8 protein-coding genes are annotated in these 12573 nt (G+C 59.6%); 3 read left to right on the top strand and 5 right to left on the bottom strand.

Annotated elements, in window-relative coordinates; genetic code table 11:
• Positions 1-657: 657 nt before the first annotated feature.
• Both Q0030_RS01930 and Q0030_RS01925 read right to left on the bottom strand, forming a co-directional pair.
• Positions 658-1953: an MFS transporter gene (locus Q0030_RS01930; RefSeq protein WP_298362635.1), complete on the bottom strand. Its 1296-nt coding sequence runs from the start codon at positions 1951-1953 to the stop codon at positions 658-660.
• Between the two features lie 190 nt (positions 1954-2143).
• Positions 2144-3019, bottom strand: a complete 876-nt coding sequence (locus Q0030_RS01925; RefSeq protein ID WP_298362632.1) for a CoA ester lyase — start codon at positions 3017-3019, stop codon at positions 2144-2146.
• Positions 3020-3457: 438 nt separating this feature from the next.
• On the opposite strand from Q0030_RS01925, the gene Q0030_RS01920 reads away from it, so the two are divergent.
• Positions 3458-5410 (top strand): AMP-binding protein, encoded by a 1953-nt coding sequence (locus Q0030_RS01920; RefSeq protein ID WP_298362630.1) that lies wholly within the window; start codon positions 3458-3460, stop codon positions 5408-5410.
• A gap of 203 nt (positions 5411-5613) precedes the next feature.
• Entirely contained in the window at positions 5614-6516 is a 903-nt protein-coding gene (locus Q0030_RS01915) for an MBL fold metallo-hydrolase (RefSeq protein WP_298362627.1), read from the top strand.
• A 129-nt stretch (positions 6517-6645) separates the two neighbouring features.
• On the opposite strand, the gene Q0030_RS01910 is transcribed toward Q0030_RS01915, so the two are convergent.
• On the bottom strand, positions 6646-7383 hold the full coding sequence (locus tag Q0030_RS01910) for an aldolase/citrate lyase family protein (RefSeq protein ID WP_298363221.1): 738 nt from the start codon (positions 7381-7383) through the stop codon (positions 6646-6648).
• Positions 7384-8027: 644 nt separating this feature from the next.
• Between Q0030_RS01910 and Q0030_RS01905 the strand changes: the two genes are divergently transcribed.
• Positions 8028-8843 (top strand): GntR family transcriptional regulator, encoded by an 816-nt coding sequence (locus tag Q0030_RS01905; protein ID WP_298362624.1) that lies wholly within the window; start codon positions 8028-8030, stop codon positions 8841-8843.
• A 502-nt stretch (positions 8844-9345) separates the two neighbouring features.
• On the opposite strand, the gene Q0030_RS01900 is transcribed toward Q0030_RS01905, so the two are convergent.
• Both Q0030_RS01900 and Q0030_RS01895 read right to left on the bottom strand, forming a co-directional pair.
• Positions 9346-10173, bottom strand: a complete 828-nt coding sequence (locus tag Q0030_RS01900) for an aldolase/citrate lyase family protein (RefSeq protein WP_298362620.1) — start codon at positions 10171-10173, stop codon at positions 9346-9348.
• A gap of 628 nt (positions 10174-10801) precedes the next feature.
• A complete protein-coding gene (locus Q0030_RS01895) occupies positions 10802-12358 on the bottom strand; it encodes a porin (protein WP_298362617.1) in 1557 nt (518 codons plus the stop codon).
• Between the last annotated feature and the right edge of the window lie 215 nt (positions 12359-12573).

Below are 12573 nucleotides of genomic sequence, written 5' to 3'. Positions count from 1 at the left end.
TGCACGGCCTCCGCTCGTTCATTTCGATGAGCGAGTTTTTGGCCTCACATAGACGCCCACCTCGTACGCTGCTCCATCCCCAACTTCACCAAGTCACCTAGTGTATATTGGAATTCAGCGATTGGCAACACTGGCCCGCCCGCCAGTCCGTGGCCAGCGCGTACTGGGCCTGCGTGCCGAGCAGACAGGGTCCTTCGATACATGGAAGGACCATCAGCAACGGCCGGGTCTCGGTCGAAGCTCCATTCATGCCGGGATCGCGGCGCCGACGGTCGTCGCGCCCGCGCCTCGAAAACCACAGCAGCCGATCGCCCAACCGGTGACGCTGCAGCAACCGGCTCGGCCGAAGTCGAGCAGCCGAAGCGAAAGCTCGCCATTTCTACCTGGAAGCCTTTGCCGGTCAGAATGGAGAGCTCACTCGCGTAGAGAATAAAAACAGATAACAAGAAGATTGCGACACGCAAAGCGTGGTCCTCGTGCGACGGAGGCCGGCAACGAACAGAGCGGAGATCGACGCACGTTCGCTCCTGACGTTGCCCCGGTCACCGAAGACGCGAAGCGACGATGCCATCATGGGCCGCTCTGCCGGACTGATCCGCCAGGCACTTCGCCGAGGCCTGAGGTACCAGTCTCGGCGAAGTTGGGCGGCGGTGAAGTTCAGCCGTCCACCAACATACTCGGTCGGATGGCCGCGGAGGAGAGCGCCGCGGCCGCCGCAACGACGCCCGCGATAAGAAAGAGTGAGGTCGGCGTGAGACCCGCGCCTACCAAAAGTCCACCTAAGAGCGGTCCCACCACCGCTCCGATTCGACCCACCCCGAATGCATAGCCGACCCCGGTTGATCGGATAGAGCTCGGGTAAAGGCGTGAGGACAAAGCGATAGCCGACATCTGCGCACCTACTGCAGACATGCCCACCACGAAGGCTGTAGCGAGGAGGCCAGGCGCCGAACGCGACCAGACGCCTAGAGCCGCGACGGCTACCGCCCCGACAGCATACGCGATGGCCACCGGACGCGGCGAGCGCACCCGGTCGCAGAGCCGTCCGATCGTGAACCCACCAACGATGCCGCCAATGTTGAGCGTAGCCACGGCCAACACCGCCTGGCCGACCTCCAGGCCGGCCGCATGTGCGATCAAGGGAATCCAGTTGACGAGAAAGACGGTGAGCAACAGGCTCAGAAACAGTGTTGTCCAGATCAGGAACGTCGGAGCGATCCGATTGGGCGCGAACAGGTCGGCGAACGACGCGCGAACGGCGGCCTGTTGAACAGCAGCGGGTTGCCCATCGCTCGACACGCCCAATCGACGGACGGCCCGCTCGGCCTCATCGTCCCTGCCCTGGCGGCGCAGGAATTGGACAGATTCCGGCACAAAGACAACCAGAAGAGGCGTTAGAAGAAGCGGCAGCAAGCCCCCAAGAAGAAAAATGCTTTGCCAGCCGTAAATCGGCACGAGCAGCGCCGTCGCCACTCCACCCAAGACGGCGCCGAGCGGAAAGCCGCAATACATCAGCGCGACGATACGGGTTCGTGTACGAACCGGCGCACATTCGGAGGTGATCGAGATGATGATCGGCAGGGCTCCACCCAGGCCGAAGCCCGTGGCGATGCGCGCGACAAGCAGTTCGCGCATCGAACCAGCCCAGATCGTTGCGACCGAGCATGCGGCGAAGATCAGAGTCGCTGCGATCAATGCTGGTTTACGTCCTCGACGATCAGCTACCATACCGAACAGGAAGGCACCGAAGGTTCCGGCGAGCAGCCCGCCTCCAAATACAGGACCAAACTCGGCGGGAGGCGTGCGCCAAGCTTGGGCGATGGATGGCGCCACGACACCGATCGACTGAGTGTCCATGCCGTCGATGAGCGCGATGAGAGCGCAAAGCGTGATGACAATCACGCGGTACCGAGCGCTGGTGTCAATCACCGGAGCACTATTGATCTGGTGCATCGCCCCCCCTTTTTACCTGTTAACTGGTGACTAGTTCATTAAGCAGGTAGAGTCCATAGGGGCCCGGTAGGACCCGTCGTGCTTCGGACCACGGAAGGATCACCAAACCGGACCAGACTGCTTCCGCCGCGCCGAGGTCTTCGCTGACCTGCTGGAATGGCCGTCAAGAGCCAAATCGTAGAGCGCGCAGTCAGCGCGGGCGTCGCGCCAGCAGCCGCTCCGCGCGCCGCACATTAGCTTCGTCGACCATCATGCCCTGGATTTTGATGACGCCGTGCCCTGCCGCGCGGGCCGCCTGGTAGGCTGCGATTAGAGCTTCGGCGCGCTCGATCTGCGCAGGCGCAGGCGAAAACACATCGTTTATGGTGGCGACCTGACGAGGATGGATGGCGACTTTACCGTTGAAGCCGAAGGTCCGGGCAAGTTCGGCTTCGCGCCGCAGGGCTTGGTCGTCGGAGAATTGCATTAAAGGCCCATCGACAAGCCAAGGCAGGCGTGCCGCGCGGGTATCTGCCACGAGCTTGCCACGGGCATAATGGAGCGCTTCGCCGCCAGGGGTCCAACAGCCGCCGAGATCGGCCATAAGATCTCCTTCCTCGGCCGTGGCGAGGGACGCGCCCCGGATTCTCCGCGCGCTGCCGAGTATCGAGGGCAGCGCCTGCAGGCCGGCACAGCTCTCAATCACGACCATGACCCCGACACAGTCCGGCGCGAGCCCCGACCGCTGCTCGAAGGCGCCGAGCGCATGGTCGATGGCAGCGACGTCGGCAGCGCTTTCCGTCTTCGGCAGCAGCACCACCTGATTTGTATGGGGCGCCAGTACGGCTATGTCGCGATGAAGCTCGCCCAGGGCTGGATGACGAACGCGCACAAGGGTCAATCGATCAGGCCATTGAGCGAGGGCCTCGGAGGTAGCCTCTTGCGCCCTCGCTTTCTCGGCGGCTGGAACGCCGTCCTCCAGGTCCAGAACGAGAGTGTCCGCCGTCGAACGGGCCGCCTTGGCGAACAATTCCGGCCGGTTCCCGGGCACGAACAACAAGCTGCGTGGAATTTCCTGATCCGGCATGATCATTTTCCTCTGGTCACCTTGTGACAATCACTCTTTTGGCGACCGAACGCAATCGCGCGCCGCGTGGGCGAGCGATAAGACTGCGTCACGGGGGGCATTCAGGGCGCTTGGCCGGTGCGGCGCGAACGAGAAGGCGATAACGGAAGGACGGGAGTGGCGAGGCCAGCGCCTGAGACTGCGCCCTGCATGGCACGCAGTTGCCTTCCGCGCGTGAGCTTGCGCAGCAGCACCTGGTGAGCGTGCCGTAATGCGGCGGACGCTACAGCGCGTCCGCAACCCGATACCACATGTCACCTATTCACCAGTTGACTAGTATCTTAAACCAACTAGTTTAGCGCTCGGTCGAGCACTCAGCGCGGTGCGGTCGTCGATCCCCATGATCACGAAAGTTACCCCGGCTGTGTCGTTGCCGAAGAGTGGGTGGAGAAGGTTTCCATGGGCGGCGTGGCTAATCGGCTGAGCGGTATCAGGTTTCTTCCCGAGACGGCGGACGAAGCTCTCCTTTCCCACCCCTTGCGCGACATCTCCGACATCGAAGCAATCGAGCAGACTCCGCTGGAGGACAGGCTGCGGATCAGTGATTTCTATCTGCGGGTGCAGATCGCCCTGCAGGCGCACGACCAGGAGACGAAGGCGATCAGCTTCATAGCCGATGGCAACGTAGACGGGGTGGTTGAAGAAGCGAGTTTCGGAACCTTGCGCGAGAAGGTTGATCGCGTAGCGGCCCTTCTGAGATCTCACGCGATCCAACGGGACGACGTGGTGGCGATCATTCTGCCGACCTTGCCGGCAACTTACTGGGCGATCCTGGGCGCGATGGCGACCGCGATCCCTTTCCCGATAAATTGGATGCTTGAAACGAAGCCCCTGATTTCACTGATAGCGGAGTCGGGCGCCAAGGCGATCATCGCGCTTGGCCCAACGCCAGGCTTCAAGATATGGGAGAGCCTGCTCGAGGGTCTTGGTGAGTTGGCACCAGGCCTTCCGATCTGGTCGGTGCGCGGACCCGGCGGCGAGGAGCAACCTGGCGATCTCGACAAGGCGCTGAACAGCGTGTTGCCCTGCAACACCGCGCGCGAGCGGCGGCAAAATCCCCGCCGCGCCCAAGACATCGCCGCCTACCTTCATTCCGGTGGCACGACCGGTAGCCCCAAGATCGTGCGCCTGACGCACCGCAACCTCTCCTACCGGCACTGGGCACAGCAGCTCGTCATGCAGGTGGAGTTCGGCGAAATCATGCTCCAAGACACACCGATTTTTCACGTCGGCGGCCTGGCGGGCCGGTCTCTGCCAATGCTCGCCTCGGGCGCGCGCTTCGTGATCCCCAGCATCATGGGGGCCCGCGACAAGCGTTACATTTCGAATTATTGGCGGTTTGTCGAGCGTTTTCGGCTCACACGGCTTTCGGGAGTGCCGACGATGTTCTCGATCATCGCCAAAAATCCTCCTGGCGACATCGATCTGTCCTCGCTGCGTCCATTCTTCCAGACCGGATCGAGCGCGCTGCCACCTTCGGTTCAGCGAGACTTCGAGACTGTATCAGGTTGCCGGATCCTCAACTCTTACGGTTTGACCGAGAACACCGCAACCGTGGCGGTGGACCTACGCGATGGCGAGCGACGGCAAGGAAGCTCGGGCGTTCGCGTACCCTACACGCACGTTCGTATTGTTGCGCAGGACGGGGGACGCCGGCGCATTTGCGGCGCCAACGAAATCGGCATGATCGAGGTCGACGGTCCGGCGGTTACGCCGGGCTATCTCGATGCGAGCAAAGCCGCGAACTCGCGATCCGATGACGGCTGGCTCATTACCGGCGACCTCGGCCGTCTGGACGAAGCCGGCAGGTTATACGTCACCGGACGAGCAAAGGACATTATCATTCGCGGAGGCCACAACATCGAACCCGCACCTATTGAGGATGCCCTGCTGCGATCACCGGATGTCATCTATGCCGCGGCGGTTGGCAAACCCGACGCGTATGCCGGAGAGCTGCCGGTTGCATATGTTCAGTTGGCGCCGGGCTCGACGCTCGACGAAGCGCAATTAATTGCGCTTGCCGCAAACTCCATTGAGGAACGCGCAGCAATCCCAAAGCAAATCCTGGTGGTCGATCGGCTGCCGCTCACTGCCCTGCAGAAGCCCGATAAGGTGGCGCTGCGAATGGACGCGGCGCGTCGTGCGTTCACAGATGCGCTTGGGAGCGTCGGTCTTGGTCGCGGCAAACTCGGAGTATCGGTAGAATCACATACTTCGCGCGGCACCGTGGTGAAGCTCGCGGTTCGGAACGTGCTTGCATCCGAGCGGGAACGCCTGGTTGATGACATTCGCGGCGTTATGGAATCATATGCCTTCAACTATGACATAGTGTGGCCTGATGAAGCGCAATGATCGATTGAGATACCGTGCCGGCTATGCCGATTCTCAATTGCCATCCATCGACAGGACGGCAACTGCATTGCCGCATCGACTTGGCACAAATCGAGATCAATTATGGCTCCGAGAGCACATTTCATCACTAGCTCGCATTCAAGCATCAAACGAGATGCCGATCTTCGAGGACCCTTTTGAGGGCAGCATGGATACGAAAGCAGATGAGCACTCCTTTCCAGGACGAGTTGCAGCCAGCACTTTACCGGTTCAGGCTCGGTCGCTTCGAAGTGATGACGATCATGGACAGCAAGATCGTTCGCGAAGGATTGAGTCCAAGTCACGGGGGCGAGGCACGCGCCAGTGAAGTGCAGGCTCTGGCCCGCGCAAACCGCATCGACCACAATCGATACGAACACCCGTTCATTCCGACAATAGTCAAAACCGAAAGAGAGCTGGTCCTGTTCGACACCGGCAACGGCGCTTTACAACGCGAGCACGAACCGCTTCGCGGTCGATTACCCGATGGGCGCCTGGTCGAGCGCTTGCGCTGGGCTGGCTATCAGCCGCAGGATGTCGATATCGTCGTGATAACGCATGGCCATCCGGATCACATCGGCGGCCTGATGGAGGCGGGCAGCCCAGTGTTCCCCAATGCGCGCTACGTCTTCGGTGCTGCTGAATTCGATTACTGGAGGCGCGGCGACGTCCGTGAGGCACGAAAGTTCAATCGGTCACTATTCATGCAGCTAGCGGCGCCACTGGCCGATCGCGCCAACTTTCTCGATCCCGGTGACGAGGTCGTATCTGGTATTCGAGCCGTCGACGCGGCAGGGCATTCTCCGGGTATGATGGCCTACCTGATCGAGAGCGATGGCAAGCGCCTGCTCAACTGGGCCGATACCTGCAGTCACTATGCGGTCTCGGTGCAGCGGCCCGATATTCATCTCGATATGGATGACGACAAGGAAGCGGCAGCGAACACGCGCAAGCGGATCCTGGATATGGTCGCTACGGATGAGTTGTTCGTAGTCGGCTATCACATGCCATTTCCCGGTATCGGGTTTGTGGAGCGCGAGCACGACGGTTATCGCTGGATTCCGCACGGCTATCAGTTGAATTTGTGAGACGGCCCAATTTTCTCGCACCCTACGCTGCAAGAGAAGTGGCTCCTCGCCCGCGGCTTCGCCAAACGATAGACGGCACAGGAGTTTCGTTGGAACCGTGGCTTATACTACCATCCGTTGGCGTGAGGCTCAACTCAACACTTCAGCGTGCCAATCCTTCAGCACGCCGCTGCGGTGCTTGGCTGCGTTTGCAAGCAGTTCGGTATCGCTCCCGGAGATGACTAGCGGCGCAATCCCAAACGACAGGAATTTTCGAAGGAGACCGAGGTCTGAAACACCTCCGAGCACGCAGAGCTTACCATTGTCTCTGCATGCGGCCGCGACCTGCCGTATGCTTTCCTGCAAATTGGAGTTGCTGAAATCGCCCGAGTATCCCAGTTCAGCCGAGAGGTCGTTGGCACCGATTGCCAACATGTCGACACCATCGACTTGGGCAATGGAAGACGCATTCGATACGCCTAATGGCGTTTCAAGCAGTACTTGCACGACCACCGACCGATCCAACATCGGATTGAGCGTCGCTGCCGGAGTGGGAACGAAGCCGAATTGAGGCACCGACGCGATCTGAGACCGCTGCCCGCGCGGAGCAAAGCGGCACGCTCGCGCAACTTCTTCGGCCTGAGTTGCACTCTCGATCCGCGCCGCGACGATGCCCAATGCTCCGCCGTCCAGACAGCGTCCGATTGCCCCATAGTCGCGCTCCGGTACGCGAACAAAAGGAAACAAGCCAAGGTCACTTGCCGTTGACGCCATCACCGCCGCTTCATCAAGCGACATCGTGCTGTGCTCGAGGTCTACTATGATGCTATGATGTCCACTGGAATGCGCCATACGGACCACGTCGGGAGTCCTGGCACTCCTGATCATCATGGCGAGCGTCAGCTCCCCCCTGCTCAACCTGTACAGAAGCCCATTTTCGTTCGAACAGGTTCTATTCATCGTTACCTGCGGTGAATGACGAGCCGCACTCAGCTCTCGTGTGCCGCGAAGCGTCAGCAAAACTAGCGTAAATTAACCTAGTCACATGTTAACTTTGTCTCAAGGTGAGAGTCAACCATTGAAGAGAGAGAGAGAGAGAGAGAGAGAGAGAGAGAGAGGCACCCCGGTGACTTATCGTTCCGCTGGCGCTCTTCGGTCTTGTTGCCATTTGGCATCGATCGATTCCGGCTGGATTGCTTCCGGGCACTCTCGCTGGCGTCGTTCGATTAATGGATCCGATGGCCGACATATGCCAGGGAGAGATTGGTCAGCCCGACAGCAATCGAGAGTGCTCGACGGATCTCTGTCTTTGCTCCACGCACTACGATCAAGGCGATCGCCTGAACTCGTCGCAGTTCGCGCTCGGGTCGCCTCGGTTCGGGTGCACGTTGCCTGCTGGACCAACCTCGGCCGGAGCCCAGTTAGCCCGAGAAGTTGAGTTTTGACGTTTGGCTTGAGCGGGCCAGCCCTGCTATGGTCCAAGAGACCTAGTCTCCTCCGCCCCGATTCACACTGTTATTGGGAAGCAGCAAATGCCAAAGCAACCGAAGCACGCAAATAGCGGCCGCCCAGATGCGGCCAAAATCGCCCCGTTTAGCACGTTGGAGCGAGGAAATGCCGCGGAGCAAATTGCCGGAGAGATTCATAGACAAATACTAAATGGTCGACTTTCTCGTGGCAGCAGGCTTCCGACAGAGAAACAACTGGCTAGCGGCTACGGAGTCAGCAACCCCACGATTCGCGAGGCGATCCGGAGCCTAGCGACTATGAGGTTAATCGAAGTCCGGCATGGCAGCGGGGCTTACGTTACTGCCGACGCCGATCAACTACTCGCCGTCTCTCTAAACTCTTTGATCCCGCTTGAGCGTATGGGCGTGGAAGATCTGCTGGGAACGCTCGGTGCACTGAATGCCTACGCCGCGGAATTGGCGGCGGCAAACGCGACAAAACGGGACATCGAGGAAATGCAACGCGGACTGGACCGGATGGACAATGCAACTGAGGCGGACGAAATTGCCGAAGGACTAACCCACTTCTTGCACGCTCTCTCGTATGCCTCTCACAACCCATTACTGGATATTCTCTGCCGGTTTTTGGCCCGTCTCCAGGTCCGATTTGCTAAGGAGATAACTGGACACACGATAAAGGGCTGGCGGAAGACGGCCGACAAGCTTGCACCTTATCGTCAACGTCTGGTCAACGCGATAAAGGCGCGCAATGTTGAGAGTGCCATGAGCTGCGCTCGGGAATACCAGGCACAGTCTCTCAAAGTCATTGCCGCCTCGCAGCCCGCCCGCATTTCTGATCCTGTCCTGACCAAATTGTTCATTTCTTCGACGTCAAAATGAGCAGCCTTGTGAGGCGTAGATCGGGGCCAGCAAGCTGATAGTTGAGCTTGATCGAGAAGCATTCGCGTTCGACTTCCACTGCGGTATCACCGCATCAGCGGTGAGTGCAACCCAACCGCGATTTTGGACAGCAGTGATAGCGCTCGACCACGAACGCCAACGCTTCGCCCTCCTGATCATCCAAGAAAACGGCGCCACAAAAGGCGGCGCCAAGTTGAGGGATGAACCTTTACACAGAGGGCTCCTTGGAAATCTCGATTTGTGGGCTGGCCGTTCGACCTCAAACGTCACACAGGACTCTGCACTCAAGCGAGAGCAGCAGCTAGTCCGGGACGAACTTCGTCACGGAGCAACGGATGCAAGCGCGCCGATCGGAGTGAGCTGCGGGGCCAAAGTTGATAAAGCTCCCGCACAACCCTCATGACTTGTCTGACGCTGATCCGATGGTCACTACCCTGAGCTCTTCTCGTCCTCCCAACTTCCGGCCCCCACCGGTTAGAAGTCAAAGGCCGCTTGGCGGCGCTGGCGATCGCCCAAGATTTGTGCCCACGACCGCGGCATTGACAGCCGCTACCGTCTGTTCGCAGAAGTAGCGGAAGCCCAAAGTATCGAGACCCAAGCTGAAGACCCTGACTCCATCCTCGATCGCCTTTCGGCAAGCCTCGGGCGTCGCGATTATCGGCCCGCCGACCATCACCACGCCGTTACGCGCCGCGGCATCCAGCACCTTGCGATGAGCCGCCAGGATCTGGGGGCTTCGCACCCCCCGCAAGCCCAGGCCCAGTTGAACGGCAAGATTCCCGGGCGCGAAGTACAACATCTTCACGTCGGGATGAGCACAGATTGCATCAACGTCCTCCAACGCTTCGCCCGTTTCGATGATCGGAACTAGCGCGACCTCGGTGTTATTCCATTCGGAATACTGGTCCAGACCAGGAGTGTTGTAGTTCGCTGCACGCGTTGCTGGACATATGCGACGTCGGCCTTTCGGAGGGATGAAAGCGAAGTCGGCGATCCGTTTGATGTCCTCAACCGAATTTATCCGCGGCAAGAACAGACCTTCGGCTCCGGCCTCGAGCGCACGACGGATTTCTACTTCACTATGCAAACTGGTGATGCGGACGTACGGAATTAGGCCGGCTAGCTCCGCCGTTCGGATCAGCTCGTCCAGCGTCTGGACGTTGGCCGGGGAGTGCTCGGTATCAATCATGACGAAGTCGTAGCCGGTTCGCCCAAGAACTTCGATGATTGCCGGGCTTCCGGTGAAAAACTGGATACCGAGCGGAATTTGCTTCTGTTCGACCAGCGCGAGCAACCGGTTTTTGTGCATTTCGTCTCCCCTACAAGGGCATGATATAGCCGCGCGTTTTTGCTTGGCCATCAAGCCTGCGACGGCCCAGGCCAAGCGTCCCGACAAGTTCGATCCGCCAACCATAACACGACAATAAGTCACCTGGTCACTATTGTCCAGACGCTTGTTGCTTGTTCATCCCGCGGAGCAATCCGTTCCCGTCGAACGCGCCGAGCGTCGAAGGTCTGCCGCTGCAACATTGCGGGCAGGTCGCGAGGGATCGAGCCAGGTCTTGGCGGCAGGCATTCGCCGGCGGCATAACAGCGCTCGCGCGCGCGAACCGGGTCGATTCCAATCGCTACGAGCACCGATCTCGTCCAATGATAGTCTATGCCGGAAAGCAGTTGGTCCTGCTCGACCTGGGTAACGGCTCGTTGCAAGGCGAGCACAATCGGATTGGCAGGCGCTAGATGCAGGCCTTCCTGTACGAGCGGCCGCGGGCGCCCTCGTCGTCAATACCGAGATCAACCTCAAAGGCGCCTGATCGCTGCGAGAAGAGCAATCGCCGCGCCGAGCTCAAATCCAGATACCTCCGGCAAGGCATTGCCGGAGGTCCTGGAGATTAGGAAGGGCCAGGATTTGAATGCACCTTCTATGCCGATTGAACTCAAAAGTTGCGCTGAGCACGAAGCTGGAGGGCTATCGTGTTCTGATCCTTGAGTTCGTAAATCGCGGCTGGTTTACCGACGGTCGCCGACGGAGCCGAGACTGTACCAACATAGTTCTGATCCAGATGGGTGTAGGTCAGATCAGCCGAGAAGGTCAAATTTCTGACCGGCGTCCACCGCGTGACCACACCAAGCTGCGCGATGTTGTAGTCGGGATTGCAGGTGCTGATCGTTCCACCGGCAGCATTTAGCACGGCACGAACCGAGCCACCTACACCACCGACACCGCAGAGCAACGTCTTGGCCGTGCCATTGTAACGTATCCCAGCATACGCACCGTAGATCGCAGTGTTCCAGTAGGGATCCCAATTGTGGGTGTACGCGCCGCGCATGCCCCAAGTCGTTATCAACTGCTGCGATGTGTTTACGCCACCGATGGCCCCGAACACACTATCTGGAGCAAATCCGATCCCGATGCTCTGGTAGGCGCCGGGAAGGCTTGTGCTGCCATAGATCTGGTTCGCCCCCGCCTGGAATGCCAGATCAGTAATGTTGTAGCGGGTAGCGCCGTTTGTATACACGCCTTGAATGTTGATCGTGTCACCCTCGCCGGTCGGAATGTTCTTGATCGACAGGGCCAACTGACCGGCCCAACCCCACTTGTCGTCAGGATGGCCGGTGAGCTCTGTGGCACCGTAATACGCTGCGTGGTTGTCGTGCGCAGCGACCGACGCCTGAAACAAACCCCAGGCTTGGTCGACGCGAAGCATACCAACGACGTCGGGCGCGATGGTTCCAGCGTAGTCGCTGGTGCCGTAAGCGCCACCCGCAAGGATATTGTTGACGCCGGCTTGATTGTAGCCGGTCTGGTCCTGCGCCGAAACCGACGCCGAAACCCCGTTGCCGAACTCAGCGGTGTAGGTGAACTGGTTGACACCAGTTGCCGCGCCGCCACCGCCGACCAGACCATCGAAGGTGTTGCCTGGATAGCTGACCCAAGGCGTACTGAACTGCGAGACCGCCTTGCCGAACATGAAGCCAGCGAACTGGATGAAAGCGTAGTAGACACCGATCTGGCCACCCGCGACAGCGCCATTGTTGGCATTGTTCGGCGCCGACACACTACCGATGGCCGAGTAGATGCTCGAACCTGCCGCGGCCGGGTTCGCCGTGTAGTTATCCGTCGTCCAGTTGAACGTCGCCTCAAAGAAGGTGCGGACCAAGCCGTACTCGGTCGCGGTGCGTGTATCCAGGGTGAGGTCTTGGCGGGAGCGCCATGTGTAACCGTTGGTGAACCGGTTGTTGGCGCCGCCGGGCAGACCGGTGTTACCCAGATTGTCCGAGTTCGAGTTTGCCACGATTTCAGTGCGCAGGTAGCCGCCCAGCTTGATGCAGGTGTCAGTGCCGGGAATGTAGTAGAACCCCGGGCCATACAGCGAACAAACCTTGACGTACTCAACCGCCTTGGCCTTCACCGGAAGATCAGCCGCCTGAGCTGCTCCGATAGCAATCAGACTCGCCGCTGAGCCCAGCATCACGCCTCTAGTCAACTTCATTGTATCCCCCCAATCCTTTTCCACTCATTCATTTACTTCATCTGTGCTCCCTGCCAGCTGAAGTCAGCCTCTGTTGAGACGAGACCAAAGATCGGCCAGCCAGCATTCCAAACATCCAATCCGCACACCCTCGTCCCTTCGTTGGTCGCAGAAGGACGACGTGAAAGCCGCTACGGCGCGATCGCTCGGCTTTGCCAAGCTGCACTAATGAATCG

This window comes from uncultured Bradyrhizobium sp., assembly GCF_947648125.1.
GTDB lineage: Bacteria > Pseudomonadota > Alphaproteobacteria > Rhizobiales > Xanthobacteraceae > Bradyrhizobium.
Note: the sequence above shows the minus strand (reverse complement) of the source record. Positions and strands in the feature narration are given on the sequence as shown.